Source organism: Dyella sp. 2HG41-7 (genome assembly GCF_021390675.1).
Classification (GTDB): Bacteria; Pseudomonadota; Gammaproteobacteria; order Xanthomonadales; family Rhodanobacteraceae; genus Dyella_B.
Genome location: NZ_JAJEJV010000004.1, coordinates 190,843 through 210,074 on the forward strand (window position 1 = coordinate 190,843; position 19,232 = coordinate 210,074).

Sequence of the window (19,232 nt, forward strand, 5' to 3'; positions counted from 1 at the left end):
CGCGCGAGGTCGATCAGGCAGCTGCCTTGGCTGGCTCGGCGTCGGCTCGGCGCATCATCCACCACTGCTGCAACAGTCGGCACAAACCGTTGACGACGTAATACAGCACGAGACCGGACGGGAAGAACAGGAAGATCACCGCGAACATCAGCGGCATGAACTTCATCATTTTCTGTTGCGCCGGATCCATACCCGGCTGCACCGGCATCAACCACTGCTGCACCAGCATCACGACGGTGTAGAGCACCGGCAAGACGAAATACGGATCGGCGGCGGACAGATCGTGAATCCAGCCGAAGAACGGCGCCTGACGCAGCTCCACGCTATCGCGCAGCACGTAATACAAGCCGTAGAAGATCGGAATGGTGATCAGCAACGGCAAGCAACCGGCTGCGGGGTTCACCTTTTCCTTCTTGTACAGCTCCATCATCGCCTGCTGCATTTTCTGGCGATCATCGCCGTAGCGTTCTTTCAACGCATCGATGCGCGGCTTCAGCTTGCGCATCTTGTTCGACGAGGCGAACTGCGCATTGGTGAACTTGAACGTAGCCAGGTTGATCAGCAGCACCAGCAGGATGATCGACACACCCCAGTTGCCGGTGAGCTTGTCGAATTGGGCCAGAATCCAGTGCAGCGGTTCGGCGAAGATTTTCAGCCAACCGTAGTCGATGGTGAGATCAAGACCCGGCGCGATGGTGGCCAGCTGATCGGGCAGTTTGGGACCGATATATAGCTGCGCTTTGCTGCTCGCCTGTTGACCGGGCGCAACGCTGATTTGCGGACCGACGCTGCGAATCGCATAGCGCGGCGCGCCGTGTTCTTCGTTAACGATGGTGGTGGTGAAGGTGTCCGCTTCGCTCGACGGCGGAATCCACGCGCCGAGGAAGTACTGCTGCATCATCGCCACCCAACCGCCGGTGGCCTGCTTTTGCAGCGGGCTCTTCTCAAATTTGTCGAAGGTCAGCTTGTCGAATTTCTGATCCGGCGTGTACCACGCGGCGCCGAAAAATCCGTAGCGCGATTGATCGGACATGCGCTGCAGGAAGTTGCTGTACACCGGTTCGGGGCGATTGGCGCGCAGGAATTGACGATACGCGTTGCCGTCCCAGGTTTTACCGCTGCCGTTGTCGATCTGTTGATCCAGATCGATCACGTAGCTGCCGCGATGCAAGGTGTAACGTTTGACGACTTTCACGCCGGACGCATCGGTCCAGGTAAGGTCGACGTTCAACGCGTCTTGACCATCGGCAAGCACGTAGCTGGTCTGCGCGCTCTGGAAGATCGCGCGATGATCGGGCGCCGCGCCGTCCGCGCTCACCAAACCGCTTTGCGCAGCGAAGTAATCGATGCTGCCGTCGTCGAGCAGACGGATCGAAGCCGGATCAGGATCCTTCTTCGTGCGCGGCGTCACTGGATACTTCAACAATTCCGAGCGAACGATGCTGCCGCCGCGCGTGTCGATAGTCAGGCGCAGAACGTCGGTGGTAACGGTGACGAGCTGCCCCGTACCCGTTTCGCCGCCGCCGCTGCTGTTCGCAATGCTGGGCGTAGCGCCCGGCGTGGCATTGCTGTTTTCAGCCGTCGTCGACGTATTCGTGGTTGGAAGCGGATGAGGACCGTAGTCTTGTTCCCACTGCGTCCACAACAGATACGCGACGGCCAGCAGGGCGAAGAGAAGGAAGGTGCGCGTTTGATTCATCGCGTAGCGATCCGGAGGGATGGAAAAGAGGGAGATCAGCGGATCATTGTGGAGGTGTCGCCGTCGTGCTTCAACGGCGGCAATTTGCGCCACAGCGCATCGAGCTCGGCCAACAGCGCCGGTCCGGCAATGTTGCAGGCTTGTTCGCGGGCCAGAATCATCAGATCCACGGGTGGAAGCCGATGCCGGGCGCGTCGAAACGACTCACGCACGAGCCGCTTGATGCGATTGCGGTCGACAGCAAGCTTGGAAACCCGTTTGGAGATGGCTAGACCTAGGCGGGCGTGCCCGAGGTCATTCTGGCGATAGCGCACAGAAAAACAGCGGCTGCCGAGGCGGCCGCTGTCTTGACGCAAGACGGCAAAGTCACCGGCTCGGCGAATCCGCGCCTCGCGCGGTAGGCCGGCGGTGCCCATAAGCGCAGTCGCTTACGGGATCAGGCGCTTGCGGCCCTTGGCGCGACGTGCATTGAGCACCTTGCGACCATCGGCCGTGGCCATACGAGCACGAAAGCCGTGCGTGCGGGCGCGCTTGAGCTTGCTGGGCTGGAAGGTCCGCTTCATGGCTTCCTCCTGTTAAATGGGTGAAAAAGATTGGGAATTATGCGGAATGGCCCCGGTTCGTGTCAAATACTAAAGTGGCGGCAAGTTGTGGATATCCGTGTGGATAGTTGCCCCATCGGTGCTGCTAGACTCCCTGGTCCACCCTGCGCGAAAGCGCCCTTGCTGTGGCTGAAAAGTATCCATGAGTGATTTGTGGCGGCGCTGTCTGGAGCGTCTTGAAGGTGAATTGAGCGCCGAGGATCTGCACACGTGGCTGATGCCGCTGCAGGCGCGCGACGACGCGGACGGCTTACAGCTTTACGCGCCCAATCCCTACACCTTGGATGCCGTTCGTGATCGTTACCTGCCCAAGATCGAGGCGGTGCTGACGCTCTTGAACGGTCACAGCCTACCCGTGCGCCTGGAAGTGGGCTCCAGCAGCGCAGCGGCCGGCGTCAGCCGTCCCGCGGCGTCGACGACGGCCGCCAGGCCGACCCTGGCGGTGGGGGAAGCCGCCCCGGTGAATTTCACCCACAACCTGGACCCGCACTACACCTTCGAGACCTTCGTCGAGGGCAAATCGAACCAGCTCGGCAAAGCGGCCGCCATGCAGGTTGCGCAGAATCCCGGCCGCGCCTACAACCCGCTGCTGTTGTACGGCGGCACGGGTCTGGGCAAAACGCATTTGATGCACGCCGCCGGCAACTTGATGCGCGAACACAATCCGAATTTCAAAGTGCTGTATCTGCGCTCGGAGCAGTTCGTGGGTTCCATGATCGAAGCGCTGCGCACCAAGAGCATGGATGAATTCAAGCGCCGCTTCCGTTCGGTGGATGCGCTGCTGATCGACGATATCCAGTTTTTCGCCGGCAAAGACACGACGCAGGAAGAGTTCTTCCACACGTTCAATGCGCTGTTCGAATCCAAGCAGCAAATCATCTTGACCTGCGATCGTTATCCGAAGGAAGTGGACAAGCTCGAACCGCGCTTGAAATCGCGTCTCGGTTGGGGATTGTCGGTAGCGATCGAGCCGCCGGATTTCGAAACGCGCGCTGCAATTTTGTTGTCGAAAGCGCACGACAAAGGCGTATCGGTCACCGAGAACGTTGCGATGCTTTTGGCCAAACGCATTCGCTCGAACGTGCGCGATCTGGAAGGCGCGCTCAACACGCTCGCGGCGCGCGCGAATTTCTACGGCAAACCGATCACCACCGATTTTGCGGAAGAGACCTTGCGCGATCTACTCGCGACGCACGCGCAAGCGGTCACCGTACCGAACATTCAAAAGATCGTCGCCGAATATTTCGGTGTGCGTTTGCAGGATTTGCTGTCCAAGCGTCGCGTGCGTTCGCTGGCTAGGCCGCGCCAGATTGCGATGGCGCTGTCCAAGGAACTGACCGAACACAGCCTGCCGGAAATCGGCGAAGCGTTCGGTGGCCGCGACCATACGACGGTGCTGCACGCCTGCCGCACCATCCGCAAGCTGTGCGAAACGGATACGCGGATGCGGCAGGATTGGGAGCAATTGATTCGGACGTTGACCGGCTGATGGCGCGTTATTGAATAAGCGCTTGAAAACTGGGCGGGTATCCTGTGGATAATATGAAGACGCTTTGATGCTCCAAACTTATCCACTGGCGATGCACAAGTCGTAAAGACATCCAGGCACAAGGGGGTTGATCATTAACCCTTTGTTTGTAAAGGATAAATTTGAGTTTTCAAGTTGTCCACCGCCTCTGCTGCAACCACTACTCTTCTTTTAAAAACAGAACTGCAGGATAGGGAAAGCACAAACATGCAATTCAGCATCCAACGAGAAGCTCTGCTTAAACCCTTGCAGCAGGTTGTCGGTGTCGTAGAACGTCGTCAGACGTTGCCGGTACTGGCCAATCTTCTAGTCAAAGTGAGTGATGGAAAACTCTCCTTCACCGGCACCGATCTTGAAGTGGAGATGATTGCCGCCACCGAGGCCGACAAACTGGTTGATGGCGAAACCACCATTCCGGCGCGAAAGCTGTTCGATATCGTTCGCGCGCTGCCGGATGGCGCAAAGATCGAGCTGAAACAAAACGGCGACCGCGTTGCGTTGAACGCTGGACGCAGCCGATTCACGCTTGCGACGCTGCCGGCCACGGAATTTCCGACCATCGATGAAATCGAATTGGTCGAGCGCGTAAGCCTTCCCGAAGAGGTGCTGCGCGATCTGATGGAACGCACGTCGTTCGCGATGGCGAACCAAGATGTTCGCTACTACCTCAACGGCATGTTGCTGGATCTTCAAGAACACGCGCTGCGCTGCGTGGCGACCGACGGCCACCGTCTGGCGCTGAAAGAAACGCATTTGGAGAGCAAGGTCGCTGCGAGAAGGCAGATCATCATTCCGCGCAAAGGCGTGAATGAGCTGGTCGGATTGCTGGAATCGGGCGACGGTTCGGTCGAGCTGGAATTCGGGCGCAACCATTTGCGCGTGCGTCGTGGTGAAGTGGTGTTTACCTCGAAGCTGATCGACGGTCGATTCCCCGATTACGAGGCGGTGATTCCGCTTGGCGCCGACAAGCGCGCTACGCTGGATCGCGAGGTCCTTCGCGGAGCCTTGCAACGCGCAGCCATTTTGTCGAACGAGAAATATCGCGGCGTGAAACTGGAGTTCTCGCCGAACAAGCTGCGTATCGTGGCGCATAACCCGGAGCAGGAAGAGGCAGTGGAAGAGGTCGAGGCCGAAACTGGCGTGTCGGATCTGACCGTGGGCTTCAATGTCGGGTATTTGCTGGATGCGCTCAGTGCGCTGCGTGGCGAGAAGGCGCGCTTGAGTCTCCGTGACGCGCAGTCGAGCTGCTTGGTGCAAGAAGACGATAGCGAGCAGTCTCGTCACGTGATCATGCCGTTGCGGCTCTGACTTCCTATTTCATGCGGTTAACTCGTTTGGTTGCCTTTTTGCAGCGCCGGAGCCCAAAGCTCCGGCGTTGTCGTTTGGAAGCTCGGTAGGCATGAGGCTGGAGCGATTACATCTTCAGGGGCTGCGGTGCATCGGCGATGTCGCCATCGATCTCGCGGCCGGATTCAACGTTTTGGTGGGCGCCAATGGCGCTGGGAAGACGTCCGTGCTGGAGGCGGCTTTTTTGTTGTCGCACGGCAGGTCTTTCCGCAGCGGTGCTCGCGAGGCGCTGATACAGCGAGGGGCGGGCGGGTTGAATATTTTTTCAGCGGTTCGGCACGACGATGGGCAGATTCACCGCTTGGGTTTGGGTCGGGTAGGCTCGCGCTGGGAAGCGCGTCTTGACGGCGAGGATGTTCAGGTCGGTCAATTGATCCGCGAATGCGCTGTGGTTTGTTTCGAACCAGGCTCTCATGCGTTGATCGCTGGATCGGCGGAAGAGCGACGTCGATTCCTGGACTGGGGTGTGTTCCACGTGGAACACGAGTTCTTGTCGACTTGGCGGCGCTATCAACGGGCGTTAAAGCAGCGAAACAGTCTTCTCCGTGGCAATGCCATGCCGGAGGAGAGCCTTCTCGGACCATGGGAGCACGAGCTGGCTCGCGCAGGATCTCAGATCGACCAATGGCGCAGGGAGTACTTGGACGCCTTGCTGCCGTACCTTCGCGAACAGGCAGCCCTGCTCCTGCCTGAGTTGGGTACGGTAGAGCTTCGCTATCGTGCTGGCTGGCCGGATGATTCCGATTTGGCTGAGGTGCTTGCCTCTCAACGCGGGAGGGACCAGGGGCGGGGCCATACGACCTCGGGTGCGCATCGGGCCGATTGGTCCATCTCGTTCCAGTTTGCCCCCCAACGGGAACATCTATCCCGAGGCCAGGAGAAATTGACCGCGCTGATCTGCGTGCTGGCCCAGGCCTGGCTGGACGCCCAGTATCGCGGTGAGTGGCCGGTTATTTGCCTGGACGACCTCGCTTCGGAGCTCGACCAGGACCACCAGGCAGCCGTGGTGGGCAGCTTGGCAGGCACTCAGGCGCAAGTACTGATCTCCGGAACCGAGCTGCCTAGGGTCCTGGAGCGTTCACCCGTGAAATTGTTCCACGTGGAACAAGGACATTTGACGCCTCAGGTATAATTGCAAGGTTGCATCCAGCCCGGCCCTCTTGGCGCCACACCGGGCGGATTACAGGCGTCGGAACATGGTTACTGCATGAACGCATCTTACGATTCGAACAGCATCAAGGTACTGAAAGGCCTGGAAGCGGTGCGCAAGCGCCCCGGTATGTACATCGGCGATACCGATGACGGCACCGGTCTCCACCACATGGTGTTCGAAGTCGTCGACAACTCCATCGACGAAGCCTTGGCCGGCTATTGCGACTACGTGATCGTGACCATTCACGAGGACGAATCGGTCAGCGTGCAGGACAACGGCCGCGGCATTCCGGTGGACATGCATCCGGAAGAGGGCCGTTCCACCGCGGAAGTAGTGATGACCGTGCTGCACGCCGGCGGCAAGTTCGATGCGAATTCGTACAAAGTTTCCGGCGGCCTGCACGGCGTAGGCGTGTCGGTGGTGAACGCGCTCAGCGATCACCTGTGGCTGACCATCTATCGCGATGGGAACGAGTATCACCAGGAATACAAACTCGGCGAGCCGCTTTATCCGGTCAAGCAAATCGGACCCTCGGAAAAGCGCGGCACCACGGTGCGCTTTCTGCCGAGCCCGCAGACCTTTACCCACATCGAGTTCCACTATGACGTGCTGGCCAAGCGCCTGCGCGAACTGGCCTTCCTCAATTCCGGCGTCACGATCGAACTGCGTGATGAGCGCGGGGAAGGGCGCAAGGATACGTTTGCCTACGAAGGCGGCATCCGATCGTTCGTCCAGCACTTGGCGCAGCTCAAGACCGCACTGCACCCCAATGTGATCAGCTTGAGCGCGATGCAGGACGCCATCTCGGTCGAACTGGCCATGCAGTGGACCGACTCCTACCAGGAGACGATGTTCTGCTTCACCAACAACATCCCACAGCGTGATGGCGGTACCCATCTCACGGGTTTCCGCGCCGCACTCACGCGCGCGCTGCAGGCTTATATCGAAAAAGAAGGGCTCGCCAAGAACGCCAAGGTCACCCTGTCGGGCGACGACATGCGCGAAGGCATGATTGCCGTGCTGTCGGTCAAGGTGCCCGATCCCAAGTTCTCCTCCCAGACCAAGGACAAGCTGGTTTCGTCCGAGGTGAAAACGGTGGTGGAGCAGGTGGTTTACGAGAAGCTCGGCGAATTCTTGCTGGAGCACCCGAACGAAGCCAAAGCCATCGCCAGCAAGGTGGTGGACGCCGCTCGCGCTCGCGAAGCGGCTCGCAAAGCCCGCGAAATGACGCGCCGGAAGGGCGCCTTGGATATCGCCGGCCTGCCGGGCAAGCTGGCCGATTGCCAGGAAAAAGATCCGTCGCTGTGCGAATTGTTCCTGGTCGAGGGTGACTCCGCAGGTGGTTCGGCCAAGCAGGGACGCAATCGCAAAACGCAGGCCGTGCTGCCGTTGAAGGGCAAGATCCTCAACGTGGAAAAAGCGCGTTTCGACAAAATGCTTTCCTCCGCGGAAGTCGGCACGCTGATCACCGCGCTGGGCACCGGCATCGGCAAAGAGGATTACAACCCCGACAAGCTGCGCTATCACCGCATCATCATCATGACCGACGCGGACGTGGACGGCTCGCATATCCGCACGTTGTTGCTGACGTTCTTCTACCGTCAGATGCCCGACCTGATCGAGCGCGGTCACGTCTATATCGGCCTGCCGCCGCTGTACAAACTCAAGCAAGGCAAGCAGGAGCTGTATCTCAAAGACGACGCGGCGCTCAATGCGTATCTGATTTCCAGCGCGGTCGACAATGCTGAGCTGACGTACAGTCCCTCTGCGCCGCCCATCAGCGGTGAAGCGCTGGAAAAATTGCTGCGCGATTATCAGACCGCGCTGGATCAGATCGAACGTCTCGGTCATCGCTTCGATGCCAATGTGCTTACGGCCATGCTCGAGCACGCGCCGATCGAATCGCAGTTGTGGACCGATCAGGCAGCAATGCAAATTTGGCTGGATGGCATCGCGCGCAACCTGGCCACCAGCGGCCTTGGCAAACCGCGTTATCGACTTTCGTTCCGCGCTTCGCACGGCGAACAACCGGCGGCCATCGAAGTGGTGCGCGACCAGCACGGTCTCAGCCACACGTGGCTCCTGCCGCAGCCGTTCTTCAATGGCTCGGAATTCCGCCCGATTCTTACGATCAGCCAGGCGCTCGCGGGATTGATCCAAGGCGACGCCGTTGTACGGCGCGGCAACGCAACGCGCGGCGTGCTTCGTTTCGCGGACGTCCGCACGTGGTTGCTCGACGAAGCCAAAAAAGGCCGCACCATTCAGCGCTTCAAAGGCCTCGGCGAAATGAACCCGGAGCAGCTGTGGGAAACCACGGTGAACCCGGAAACGCGTCGCATGCTGCAGGTCGGCGTCGAAGATGCGATCGCGGCCGATCAGATGTTCTCGATGTTGATGGGCGAAGCGGTCGAACCGCGTCGCGACTTCATCGAAGCGAATGCATTGAAGGTTGCCAATCTCGATATTTGATCGACAACACGAGCTGCGAGAATTGCTCGCAGCTCGCTTTGGTGCGCAGCCTCGCATTAACGCATTAATACAAGACAACACACGTATACACGCTCGTCACGGCTAGCACTCAATTCTTTCGGACGAAATCGCGTAACTTTTCGACGAAGGATGCGTACGCGTATGGCCGCGAGGTTGTAACTGTTTGATTTTAATCAGGGTTTAATGCGGCAATGCAGCTTGTTATCGGTAGCACTGTCAGGTTAATCTCAGTGATCCCCCGCACAGCTTGTGCGTGAAATTCGACTCCTTTCCATTTTTGAGGAACGCCATGACACACGCTTCCCTGAAGATGCTGGCCGGTGCAGCGATTGCGCTGATGTTGGCAAGCACTCCGGCGCTAGCGAGCGACAAATCGTCGTCGAGCGACCAGCAGAAAGCGGCACCGCTGTATCCCAACGCGACCCGCAAAGAACCCAAGCTGGATTTGACGGACAAGAAAGAGCAGGAAGCGCTCAACAAAGGTCTCGACGCCGCACAAGCGAACAACAAAGACGAGGCGACGCAAATTCTGCAACCGCTCGCCGACAGCGCGAAGAGCAAATACGTGCAAGCCATGGCGATGCAAGGTCTCGCTCGCGTCCACGCGATCAACAACGACGTGCCGGGCGGCATCGATTTGCTGAAGCGTTCTCTCGACAACGGCGTCATGCCGAATGATGCCTACTTCCAGCTCGAGTTCGAACTGGCGACCTTCTACGTGCTCAACCAGCAATATCAACCGGCGATCGACACTGTCGAAAAGTGGCGCGCCGAAGGTAAGAAGGAAACGCCCGAGTCGTACGCGCTCGAAGGCGAAGCGTATTACCGCATGCAGAAATATCCGGAATCGATTGCAGCGCTGAAGAAAGCGCAGTCGATGACGGACAAACCGGATCCGCGTTGGAATCAGTTGCTGCTGCTCGACTACAACGATTCCGGACAAAAAGATAAAGCTGCTGAAATCGCGAACCAACAGGTTTCTAGCACGCCTACCGATCCCAACAGCTTCCACAACGCGCTGAGTCTGGACATCCAGATGCAGAAATATCCCGACGCGTTGAAGCTGATGGAGCAAGGTAAAGAGAAAGGCTTGCTCACGACCGAAAGCGATTACGTGACAATGGCCAAGTTGTATTTGAACGTCGCGCAGGATTCTTCTACGCAAGATCCGAGCGTCGATTCGGAAAAAGCCGTGCAAGTGCTGCAAGAAGGCATGAGCAAGGGCGTCGTGAAATCCTCCGCAGAAAACTATGTGCTGATGGGCGATGCGCACATGATCGGTGGAGACGGAAACGCCGCTGCCGATTCGTACAAGAAGGCCGTGCCGCTTTCCAGCGATGGCGAAGCCGCTTACAAAGCCGGTGTCGCACTTGTGACACAGAACGAGTACAGCGCCGCCAAACCGCTACTGCAGCAAGCCATCAGCAAAGGCGTGAAGCATAAGGGCAAGGCTTATATGGCACTCGCTCAAGCGAACGTAGGTCTCAAGGACAAGGCCGCTGCAGCGACAGCAGTCATGGAAGCCGAGAAGGATCCGGAAACCGCCGCGCAAGCGAAGAAATGGCTGAAAGACGCCAACATTGGCGGTTGATTTTCGAAGCGTTAGGTGAGTGTTAGCTAGGCGAATGGACGTCTATAAGAATGTCATCCTTCGCCTACACAAAAGCTATACAAACGCCATGTGCTGTTGTACCGTTGGACTTTTCCCGTATTGTCCAGTGGCAAATGTCACCCTCTTTGGGAACAGCTTTGCCGCTGGATGCTGCGACCACGTCATTCCGATTGACTAGATCCTGATTGAAAGCGACAGATGGCCTCAAGTAACGAAGACACCGGCGTAAAGCCGTTCAGTTGGGGACGCACATGGGCGCTGGCGGTAGCCATCGCGCTGCATGCTTTTGCTTTCCTGATACTGATCGCGCCAATGGCGCCCCCGAAATCGGCGGAAGTTCAGAAAGAAAAGATCGTGCAGGTGAACTTCATCGAGCCGCCGCCTCCGCCACCTCCGCCGCCGCCTCCGCCGCCGGAGCCGCCGAAGCAGCCGCCGCCGAAGATCATCAAGCAGGTGGTTCCGCCGCCGACTCCGCCGCCGCCGTCACCGCCGCCGGCTGTCGAGGAAGCGTCCAACAATCCTGCTCCGTCGCCGCCGCCGGCACCCCCGGCACCTCCGGCGCCGCCAGCGGATATCCAGGCCGCCCAAGACATCAGCTACAACAGCCGCATCCAGCCGAAATATCCGCCGCAGGCTATTCGCCAACGGCATGAAGGCACGGTAACGCTGTTGATCCTGGTGGCCGTGGACGGCACGCCGAAGGACATCAAGGTTGACCAGTCCAGCGGCTTCCGCGAATTGGATCGCGCAGCAATTGAGGCAGCCCAGAAATGGCGTTTCAATGCTGAAATGAAAAACGGTAAAAAGGTTGAAGGTTACGTACGCGTACCCGTCAACTTCAATCTCAATCAGCTGTAATACCTATTACAGTTACAGTTCACGCCTGACTTTCTAAGGGTAGCGTTTATGTTCCAACAGACTCCTGCTCCGTCCGAAGCCGCACCGGCTCTAGGTGGCAACGCCAATGCAATGGCGATGCAACAAATGGGTTTCCACGACCTTCTCCACAACTTCGATTTCTTGGGGTGGACGGTGTTCGTGGTACTGGTGGTGATGTCCTTCTCCTCCTGGTACTTCATCATCGCCAACGCCATCCGCAATTCGATGGTTCGTGGTCGCGCCGATGGCGTGATCAACGGCTTCTGGTCGAATAATTCGACCCAAGACGCCATCCGTGAGCTGGAAGCCCAGCCCAAGGGCGAGCCCTTCTCGAAGATCGCTCTCGATGCCGCTTCCGCGGTTGCTCACCATCAGCAAGCTTCCGCCGGTGGCGGTCGTCTCGCCGAATCGCTGAGCCGCTCGGAATTCATCGATCGCGCTCTGCGCCAGGCCGTCGCTCGCGAAAGCCTGCGCATGGAAGGCGGTATGACGCTGCTCGCCACCGTCGGTTCGTCGGCTCCGTTCGTCGGCCTGCTCGGTACGGTGTGGGGTATTTACGGCGCGCTGATCCGCATCGCCGCTTCCGGTAACGCTTCGATGGAAGCCGTGGCCGGTCCGGTGGGTGAAGCTCTGATCATGACCGCGTTCGGTCTGTTCACCGCTATCCCGGCCGTGCTCGCCTACAACTTCTTCACCCGTTCGAACCGCCTGACCTATGCTCGTTTCGACGAATTCGCGCACGACCTGCACGACTTCTTCGCTACCGGTGCACGCGTCGAAGGCACTGCACCGACTCATAAGTGAGGGATTGACCCATGGCGATGAGTTCCGGAAACGAATCCGGCTCGCCGATGTCGGAAATCAACGTCACGCCGCTCGTCGACGTGATGTTGGTGCTACTGATCATCTTCATGATTACGGCACCCCTGATGTCGCACCGGATTACGGTGAAGCTGCCAACGGCAAACCCCAAGACTGCCGATGAAGCGCCGAAGACTGAGCCGATTGACTTGGCCATCAAGGACGATGGCAACATGTACCTCAACGACAGTCAGCAGCCGATTACTGACACGGAGTTGAAGTCGAAATTCGTGGTCTTTGCGTCGATGACTCCGCAGCCCGAGCTGCAGATTCGCGCCGCCAAGGACACCGAGTTCAAGACGGTCCGCAAAGTGCTTGGTGAAGCCAAGGATTCGGGCATGGTCCACGTCGGTTTCATGACGACCGGCAAGGAGTGACGAGCCATGGCATTCAGTAGTGGAAGTGGCAAAGGCCCGATGGCCGACATCAACGTTACGCCGCTCGTCGACGTGATGTTGGTGCTGCTGATCATCTTCATGATCACGGCGCCGATCATGACCCACAAAATCAAGATCGACTTGCCGCAGCCGAACCCGAACGTGATTCCGCCGTCGAATCCGCCGGAGCCGGTGCACTTGAAGATCGACCAGTCGGGTGCGTTCTATTGGAACGACACGCCGGTCGACGAGGCACAGCTGAAAACGCAGATCGCGGTCATTGCGACCAAGAGCGAAGCGGATCAGCCGGAAGTACAAATCGATGCAGCGGATCAGGTCCCGTACCAGGTTGTTGCTCGCGTGCTGGCTGACGCGAAGAGCTATGGTCTGAACAAGATCGGCTTTACCGATAGCAATGGGCAGTAATTAGCGGCGGTTGAATCGGAACAGTTCAACCGCATCGCCAAGCGTTACCCGCAGAACCCCCGCGCAAGCGGGGGTTTCTGTTTGTGAAGCGGGGAAATAACGCGAGGAAAACCGACAGCCGTTTAGACGGCTAAACGTCAGCGAAGAATCTGCAGATAGTTGCGCACGGTCGACACCATGCCTTCGTACAACGCTTCGCCGATCAGGGCGTGTCCGATCGATACTTCGGCCAGGCCGGGAATCGCGGCGCGCAACGTTCCAAGATTCGCTTGGCTCAGATCGTGACCCGCGTTGACCGCCAATCCCGCCTGCTGCGCACGGCGCGCCGTCTCCACGCACAATTCAAGTGGTTCCTTCGCGTCGCCTTCGGCGAACGCGTGCGCATAAGGCCCGGTATAAATTTCGACGCGTTGCGCGCCGATCTCGGCAGCGTGCTCGAAACCCGTCGCACCCGGATCGACAAAGAGACTTACGCGACAACCCAATTCGCGAAGCTCCGCAACGAGCGGTCGCAGACGCTCCATATCGTGAGCGAGATCGAATCCGTGATCGGACGTAATCTGCCCGTCGCTGTCGGGCACCAGCGTCACCTGGGTCGGCCGCACTTCGCGCGCGAGCGCAATCAAACCCGGATATTCCCCGCGCGGCGCAGCGAAGGGATTACCCTCGATGTTGTATTCCACACGTCCGCGCAACACCGATGCCAAAGTGCGCACGTCGTCGGGCCGCACGTGCCGCATATCCGGGCGCGGATGCACGGTGATGCCGCCGCATCCGGCTTCGATACATGTCACCGCGGCGCGCGCGATATCGGGTTCATTCCCGCCGCGCGAATTGCGCAGCACGGCGATCTTGTTGAGATTGACGCTAAGCAGGGTCATGAAGATTCGAGACCGATCTCGTGGGTCGGACACAGTGCTACGTTCAAGCGCTGTCGGCAAGTGTCCCCATGACAATGGCCTGCGCGGGCCCTCGCCAAGCGACGCAGGCGACGTAGCCGGCATTCAGCGATATCGGTTGGAGTTGCCACTGTGTGGCGTCGTCCCCATCGAGCCAGATCAGCTGCGGTGTTGCGGGAGACACTGTCAATCGGAGGCGATCCAATCCAAACGCAATACCGCGGCCCATCGCTTTAAGTACGGCTTCTTTACCCGTCCAGAGCTGGAGAAAGCCCTGATCCCGTTGCGCATCGTCGAGCGCCGTCAAGGCGGATGTTTCGTCCGGATGAAAGAAGCGTTCCGCGATTTCCATGGCGTGCGCACGCGGACGAAGACGTTCGACATCGATGCCCGGAACAATGCCACGCGCTAGAGCGACCAGCGCGATATCGCCGCTATGCGACCAGTTGAATTGGAGATGCCGGTTCCACGGCTCCGCAAGTTCCGGCCGTCCGTGTTCGCCTTCCACAAACGCAACCGCGTCCGCCGACAAGCCCAGATACGCCCCCAACAACGCGCGCAAAGGTTCGCGACGTTGTGTGCGCTCGTAGCGAAGCTGCCACACATGGATCGTGTCGCCATCCAATGCGGCCGCCATGTCGGCGACGTCTTGGCCCAAAGAGGTTTGCATACGCGCATGCTGCCGGAACGCAGCCGCGCGATACAAGCGCCGCTGCGTCGAATGAAGGGCTGGCGCGCCTTAGCGAATCAAGCGCTCGTCGACCAGATTTTTCACCACCGCCGGATCGGCCAGCGTGGAAATATCGCCGAGCTGATCCGGCTGGTTTTCGCCGATCTTGCGCAGAATCCGGCGCATGATTTTGCCCGAACGCGTCTTGGGCAAACCCGGCGCCCACTGAATGTAATCGGGCGTAGCGATCGGGCCGATTTCTTTGCGCACCCACGCGACCAGTTCTTTGCGCAAGTCGTCGTTGCCTTGTTCGCCAGCGACGAGCGTGACATACGCGTAAATGCCTTGACCTTTGATCTCGTGTGGACAACCCACCACTGCCGCTTCGGCCACTTTGGGATGCGCGACCAACGCGCTTTCCACTTCCGCCGTGCCGATACGATGGCCGGACACATTGATCACGTCGTCAACGCGACCGGTGATCCAGTAGTAACCGTCTTCATCGCGACGCACGCCGTCGCCAGTGAAATAGTTGCCGGGATACGCTTTGAAGTACGTGTCGATAAAGCGCTGATGATCGCCATACACCGTGCGCATCTGCCCCGGCCACGAATCGGTGATCAGCAAATTGCCTTCGGCGGCGCCTTCGATCACTGTGCCGCCGGCGTCGACCACCGCAGGCTTGATGCCGAAGAACGGCAACGTCGCCGAACCCGGTTTCTCATCGATCGCACCGGCCAGCGGCGTAATCAGAATGCCGCCGGTTTCGGTTTGCCACCACGTATCCACAATCGGGCAACGATCGTCGCCTACCACGCGGTGATACCACTCCCACGCTTCCGGATTGATCGGCTCGCCCACCGAACCCAACAAACGCAAACTCGCGCGCGAACACTTTTTCACCGGACCTTCGCCTTCGCGCATCAATGCGCGGATTGCGGTAGGCGCCGTGTAAAACAACGTGACCTTATGCTTGTCCACCACCTGCCAAAAGCGGCTGAAATCCGGATAGTTCGGCACGCCATCGAACATCACCGTGGTCGCGCCATTGGCGAGCGGTCCGTAGACCACATAGCTGTGTCCGGTCACCCAGCCTACGTCGGCGGTGCACCAGTAGACATCGCTTTCCTGCAGGTCGAACACCAGCTCATGCGTATAGCTGGCGTAGACGAGATAACCCGCCGACGTGTGTAGCACGCCTTTCGGTTTGCCGGTGGAACCGGACGTGTAAAGAATAAACAGCGGATGCTCCGCTTCCACCGGTTCTGGCGGACAGTCCGCAGATTGACCTTCCATCAGCACGTGATAGTAGCGGTCCCGCGGCGACTGCATCGCCACCGCGGCGCCGGTACGACGCACGACGATCACCGTTTCCACGCTGTTGGTGCCGGGACGCTCCAGCGCCGCATCGACGTTCGCTTTGAGCGGAATCTTTTTGCCGCCGCGCACGCCCTCATCGGCGGTGATGACCAATTTCGCGGCCGAATCCGCCACGCGCCCTGCCAGCGAATCCGGCGAAAAGCCGCCAAAAACCACCGAGTGGACTGCACCGATACGCGCGCATGCCAGCATGGCCACGGCCGCCTCGGGAATCATCGGCATATAGATCGCCACGCGATCGCCTTTGGCGATACCCAGATGCTTCAAGGTGTTGGCGAACTTGCACACTTCCGTATGCAGTTCGCGATAGCTGATGCGGCGCGATTCGGAAGGATCGTCGCCTTCGAAAATAATCGCCGTCTTGTCGCCGCGCGTCGCCAGATGGCGATCCAAGCAATTGGCCGACACATTGAGTTCGCCGTCGTCGTACCAGCGAATATGCAGATCTTTCGGATCATAAGAAACGTCGCGAATGCGCGTGGGTTTCTTGTTCCAATCCAACCGCTCGCCGATACGTCCCCAGAAACCTTCGGGGTCTTTCACCGACTCGGCATACAAGCGTTCGTAATCGGCCTTGCGAATGCGCGCCTTGGCGGCGAAGGCGGGATCGACCGGATAGACCTTTGACATATTTGCCTCCTGCTCACCGATCTGCCGGGAGCGCACTCGAGTGAAGGATCGCGCGACTTCTTTTTACGGGGTCAACTGCCCGAGTGTAGCGTTTAGGCGGCTAAATGACCAAGCGTTGCGATGCAGCAATCACGACGGCGAAGACTTGTCGCGGTTCTTTCCGGTCGGGGTGACTTCGAACATGGTTTCCGGCCGGGCGCGGGCTTCGATACGCGCCTGCGCAAACGCGAGCGCGGTGGCGATGGCGCCGATAATGCCGACAAACAGCCAAAACCCCATCGCGCCTCCACCGTGACGCGTGAAACAAGCCAACCACGACAGCAAGGTTGCAACCAGCAATATCCAGCGCATAGCGGCCCCGTCGTCGAATAGGCCATGTAATAAATCCATCATAGCGCCGCCGCTGCGCCTGAAGTGGGGCCCTGTCCACCCGCCCGACACGCGCGATGTCCGTAATATGGGCGCCGATTGGACACGGCACGGATTGCGGAGCGATGGCTGAGCACAATTCATCCACATGGCAGCGCGTGCGCGCAGTACGGTGGGCCATCGTCGATTGGCTGGGGATCGTTCTGGATCACTGCAAACCGATCCGAGTGACGCTGCTGGTGCTGGCGTTCGCCACGATCGTTATGACCAATGTGAACCAGGCGTCGGAGTTATTCCTGATCGCCATGTGGGCCGATCCGAGCAGCACGCGGTATCTATGGTTGTTGGCGACGGCGGCGTTGACCGGGCTCGCCGTCTGGTACACCGCCTATAAGGCCTACCGACTGACGTACCCGCGCTGGCCAGCGCTGCAAGATCCTCGCGCTGCGGGACTGCGGCAATGGATTCCTCGCGTGCTAGGCATGCTCGTGCCGCTGCTGATGCTGTTCGGCTATCTGATGGCGTTGCAGGGCACGCCGCATGCCGTGTGCAACACGCACACGCAATGCTTGCGTCGCAACGTGCGCAGCGCCGGATTGTTGATCGAAGCGGCGGCGCTGATCGTGTTCTTTATCGGGCGTCAGCGACTGCGAAAAAAAACCGCTCACGCAAAACTCGTCGAGCCACGCGTCGAATCCATCAAGGAACTGGGTACACGATCGCTGAGCTTGTTTCTAGCGGTACTGATCTTGAACGTGTTCATTACGGTATTGGTGGTGTTTCAGCCGCGCCAATTCGACGGCATGGGATCGCTCGCGGTCTTACTTATCACCAGTAGTTTCTTCTGCATGAGCGGCGGCTTTCTATGCATGCTTGCGGATCGCCGCGGGCTGCCCTTGCTCAGTCTGCTTGCTGTGGTGGCGGCCAGCCTGCACGCGCTTCATCTCAACGACAATCACCGCGTGCGGCAATACCCGACGATGACGACGCATGAAAAGCCGCTGCCTGCGCCGCAGGATCGTCGACCCGACTTCGACGCCTACGCCAAAGCGTGGTTGCAAAGCCGCTGCGCGCCGAACCGCGCGTGTCCCGTCATCATGGTCTCCACCGAAGGCGGCGGTTTGCGCGCGGCGGCGTGGACGGCGATGGTGCTCAGCCAATTCACCGTGCAGATCGATCAAGCGTTGCCACCGAACGGCAGCGAGCCGCTATTTGAGCGCTATCTGTTTGCGGCAAGCGGCGTATCCGGTGGAAGCCTGGGTCTGGCGACGTATGTCACGTCGCTACAGAAAGCGCCGCAAACGGGACTGTCCGCGCAAGCTCGCAGCGAGCGCATACTCGATCACGACTTTCTCGCTCCCGTGATGGCGAATGCCTGGTTCCTGGATTTCACCCAACGATGGTTGCCGGGCGCATTGTTCGACGATCGAGGCCGCGCGCTGACTCGCGCCTGGGAACAGGTCGCGCAAGACGAAGGCATTACCGCGCTCGCGCAGCCCTTTTCTAATCTCTACGTAACCGCCAACGGCGACATCGACACGAATACGCCGGCTCTATTTTTTAACAGCACCACCGTCGCACAGGGATGGCGTTTCGTCGAGCATCCGTTTCGACCTTTCGCGGTCAACCCGTGGACGTCGGCTTACGATGGCGCGCGCTGGTTAGATCCACGCGTGCCGTTGAGCGAAGTCATACTCAATAGCGCACGATTCACCTATCTGAGCCCCGCAGGAACTCTGCAAACCGCTGCTGATCCATCGCCGGCGCTTTCGCCTGCGGCATTTCAATTGGTGGACGGCGGCTACTTCGAAAATTCGGGAACAGAAACCTTGCGCGAACTTATGCAGCGCTTGCGCACCATCGCTGCGCAGCAAGCCCAGCCGTTGCAATTCATCGTGGTTCATATCAGCAACGATCCCAGCTTGCGCGACTTCGTCGATGCGCACAATCCCAAGCAACCATTGCCGCTCTACTCCGCAGCGTGCCCGCGCACGCCGAGTCCCACTGAGTTGCACAGTTACGGCGAAGCGACGGCGCCGCTCGTCGCGCTACTGGAGACGCGCAATGCGCGCGGCGAATTGGCCAGAGCGAATCTGCTCGCGTCGCTGCAAACCAATCCTACCGAACCTGGCAACAGCGACGTGTTGTGGCATCTGCGGCTATGTCCGGGCAACTATCCGCTTCCCTTGGGATGGACTATCTCGCCACCTGTATTCGACGAAATGCATCGCCAACTCGAGCAGGACTATCCCATCAACACCATGGCCACTTGGCTTGCGCAACGCTTGAAGCAAGCAAAACAACCTTAAG

At 59.2% G+C, this 19,232-nt stretch carries 17 protein-coding genes; 10 read left to right on the top strand and 7 right to left on the bottom strand.

Going from position 1 to position 19,232, the window contains the following annotated elements:
* Positions 1–13: 13 nt before the first annotated feature.
* The 3 genes from yidC to rpmH are packed head-to-tail and all read right to left on the bottom strand — an operon-like array spanning position 14 to position 2,262.
* Positions 14–1,699, bottom strand: a complete 1,686-nt coding sequence (gene yidC, locus L0U79_RS02260) for a membrane protein insertase YidC (RefSeq protein WP_233840268.1) — start codon at positions 1,697–1,699, stop codon at positions 14–16.
* Positions 1,700–1,734: 35 nt separating this feature from the next.
* Positions 1,735–2,115, bottom strand: a complete 381-nt coding sequence (rnpA, locus tag L0U79_RS02265; protein WP_233840269.1) for a ribonuclease P protein component — start codon at positions 2,113–2,115, stop codon at positions 1,735–1,737.
* 12 nt (positions 2,116–2,127) lie between these two features.
* Complete coding sequence (rpmH, locus tag L0U79_RS02270; RefSeq protein WP_007510029.1) at positions 2,128–2,262, bottom strand: 50S ribosomal protein L34; 135 nt, start codon at positions 2,260–2,262, stop codon at positions 2,128–2,130.
* Positions 2,263–2,443: 181 nt separating this feature from the next.
* Here rpmH and dnaA point away from each other — a divergent pair, with 181 nt between their 5' ends.
* From dnaA to L0U79_RS02315, 9 genes are all read left to right on the top strand, one after another.
* Entirely contained in the window at positions 2,444–3,790 is a 1,347-nt protein-coding gene (gene dnaA, locus L0U79_RS02275) for a chromosomal replication initiator protein DnaA (RefSeq protein WP_233840270.1), read from the top strand.
* Positions 3,791–4,036: 246 nt separating this feature from the next.
* Positions 4,037–5,137 carry a DNA polymerase III subunit beta gene (gene dnaN / locus L0U79_RS02280; RefSeq protein ID WP_233840271.1) on the top strand — a complete coding sequence of 367 codons (1,101 nt, stop codon included), beginning with the start codon at positions 4,037–4,039 and terminating at the stop codon, positions 5,135–5,137.
* Between the two features lie 91 nt (positions 5,138–5,228).
* The gene (gene recF, locus L0U79_RS02285; protein WP_233840272.1) at positions 5,229–6,308 is read left to right on the top strand and encodes a DNA replication/repair protein RecF; all 1,080 of its coding nucleotides are present in this window, start codon (positions 5,229–5,231) and stop codon (positions 6,306–6,308) included.
* A gap of 75 nt (positions 6,309–6,383) precedes the next feature.
* Positions 6,384–8,798, top strand: a complete 2,415-nt coding sequence (gene gyrB / locus L0U79_RS02290) for a DNA topoisomerase (ATP-hydrolyzing) subunit B (protein WP_233840273.1) — start codon at positions 6,384–6,386, stop codon at positions 8,796–8,798.
* A 310-nt stretch (positions 8,799–9,108) separates the two neighbouring features.
* The gene (locus L0U79_RS02295; RefSeq protein ID WP_233840274.1) at positions 9,109–10,410 is read left to right on the top strand and encodes a tetratricopeptide repeat protein; all 1,302 of its coding nucleotides are present in this window, start codon (positions 9,109–9,111) and stop codon (positions 10,408–10,410) included.
* Positions 10,411–10,629: 219 nt separating this feature from the next.
* Entirely contained in the window at positions 10,630–11,289 is a 660-nt protein-coding gene (locus tag L0U79_RS02300; RefSeq protein ID WP_233840275.1) for an energy transducer TonB, read from the top strand.
* 48 nt (positions 11,290–11,337) lie between these two features.
* Positions 11,338–12,114 carry a MotA/TolQ/ExbB proton channel family protein gene (locus L0U79_RS02305; RefSeq protein ID WP_233840276.1) on the top strand — a complete coding sequence of 259 codons (777 nt, stop codon included), beginning with the start codon at positions 11,338–11,340 and terminating at the stop codon, positions 12,112–12,114.
* 11 nt (positions 12,115–12,125) lie between these two features.
* Positions 12,126–12,548 (top strand): biopolymer transporter ExbD, encoded by a 423-nt coding sequence (locus L0U79_RS02310; protein WP_233840277.1) that lies wholly within the window; start codon positions 12,126–12,128, stop codon positions 12,546–12,548.
* A gap of 6 nt (positions 12,549–12,554) precedes the next feature.
* A complete protein-coding gene (locus L0U79_RS02315) occupies positions 12,555–12,974 on the top strand; it encodes a biopolymer transporter ExbD (RefSeq protein ID WP_233840278.1) in 420 nt (139 codons plus the stop codon).
* 137 nt (positions 12,975–13,111) lie between these two features.
* Here the strand turns inward: L0U79_RS02315 and L0U79_RS02320 are convergent, their stop codons facing one another.
* The 4 genes from L0U79_RS02320 to L0U79_RS02335 form a co-directional block, all read right to left on the bottom strand.
* Positions 13,112–13,855, bottom strand: a complete 744-nt coding sequence (locus tag L0U79_RS02320; protein ID WP_233840279.1) for a pyridoxine 5'-phosphate synthase — start codon at positions 13,853–13,855, stop codon at positions 13,112–13,114.
* 43 nt (positions 13,856–13,898) lie between these two features.
* A complete protein-coding gene (locus L0U79_RS02325) occupies positions 13,899–14,543 on the bottom strand; it encodes a 4'-phosphopantetheinyl transferase superfamily protein (RefSeq protein ID WP_233840280.1) in 645 nt (214 codons plus the stop codon).
* Between the two features lie 69 nt (positions 14,544–14,612).
* On the bottom strand, positions 14,613–16,553 hold the full coding sequence (acs, locus tag L0U79_RS02330; RefSeq protein ID WP_233840281.1) for an acetate--CoA ligase: 1,941 nt from the start codon (positions 16,551–16,553) through the stop codon (positions 14,613–14,615).
* A 129-nt stretch (positions 16,554–16,682) separates the two neighbouring features.
* Entirely contained in the window at positions 16,683–16,904 is a 222-nt protein-coding gene (locus L0U79_RS02335; protein WP_233840282.1) for a hypothetical protein, read from the bottom strand.
* A 95-nt stretch (positions 16,905–16,999) separates the two neighbouring features.
* Here L0U79_RS02335 and L0U79_RS02340 point away from each other — a divergent pair, with 95 nt between their 5' ends.
* Positions 17,000–19,231, top strand: a complete 2,232-nt coding sequence (locus tag L0U79_RS02340) for a hypothetical protein (RefSeq protein WP_233840283.1) — start codon at positions 17,000–17,002, stop codon at positions 19,229–19,231.
* Position 19,232 lies beyond the last annotated feature (1 nt).

What these genes read in the sequence shown, in the direction of transcription:
- yidC (WP_233840268.1), bottom strand. Translation starts at nt 1,699, where the DNA reads ATGAATCAAACGCGCACCTTCCTTCTCTTCGCCCTGCTGGCCGTCGCG.
- L0U79_RS02295 (WP_233840274.1), top strand. Translation starts at nt 9,109, where the DNA reads ATGACACACGCTTCCCTGAAGATGCTGGCCGGTGCAGCGATTGCGCTG.
- rnpA (WP_233840269.1), bottom strand. Translation starts at nt 2,115, where the DNA reads ATGGGCACCGCCGGCCTACCGCGCGAGGCGCGGATTCGCCGAGCCGGT.
- dnaN (WP_233840271.1), top strand. Translation starts at nt 4,037, where the DNA reads ATGCAATTCAGCATCCAACGAGAAGCTCTGCTTAAACCCTTGCAGCAG.
- dnaA (WP_233840270.1), top strand. Translation starts at nt 2,444, where the DNA reads ATGAGTGATTTGTGGCGGCGCTGTCTGGAGCGTCTTGAAGGTGAATTG.
- recF (WP_233840272.1), top strand. Translation starts at nt 5,229, where the DNA reads ATGAGGCTGGAGCGATTACATCTTCAGGGGCTGCGGTGCATCGGCGAT.
- L0U79_RS02325 (WP_233840280.1), bottom strand. Translation starts at nt 14,543, where the DNA reads ATGCAAACCTCTTTGGGCCAAGACGTCGCCGACATGGCGGCCGCATTG.
- L0U79_RS02320 (WP_233840279.1), bottom strand. Translation starts at nt 13,855, where the DNA reads ATGACCCTGCTTAGCGTCAATCTCAACAAGATCGCCGTGCTGCGCAAT.
- L0U79_RS02300 (WP_233840275.1), top strand. Translation starts at nt 10,630, where the DNA reads ATGGCCTCAAGTAACGAAGACACCGGCGTAAAGCCGTTCAGTTGGGGA.
- L0U79_RS02340 (WP_233840283.1), top strand. Translation starts at nt 17,000, where the DNA reads ATGTCCGTAATATGGGCGCCGATTGGACACGGCACGGATTGCGGAGCG.
- acs (WP_233840281.1), bottom strand. Translation starts at nt 16,553, where the DNA reads ATGTCAAAGGTCTATCCGGTCGATCCCGCCTTCGCCGCCAAGGCGCGC.
- L0U79_RS02305 (WP_233840276.1), top strand. Translation starts at nt 11,338, where the DNA reads ATGTTCCAACAGACTCCTGCTCCGTCCGAAGCCGCACCGGCTCTAGGT.
- gyrB (WP_233840273.1), top strand. Translation starts at nt 6,384, where the DNA reads ATGAACGCATCTTACGATTCGAACAGCATCAAGGTACTGAAAGGCCTG.
- L0U79_RS02335 (WP_233840282.1), bottom strand. Translation starts at nt 16,904, where the DNA reads ATGCGCTGGATATTGCTGGTTGCAACCTTGCTGTCGTGGTTGGCTTGT.
- L0U79_RS02310 (WP_233840277.1), top strand. Translation starts at nt 12,126, where the DNA reads ATGGCGATGAGTTCCGGAAACGAATCCGGCTCGCCGATGTCGGAAATC.
- rpmH (WP_007510029.1), bottom strand. Translation starts at nt 2,262, where the DNA reads ATGAAGCGGACCTTCCAGCCCAGCAAGCTCAAGCGCGCCCGCACGCAC.
- L0U79_RS02315 (WP_233840278.1), top strand. Translation starts at nt 12,555, where the DNA reads ATGGCATTCAGTAGTGGAAGTGGCAAAGGCCCGATGGCCGACATCAAC.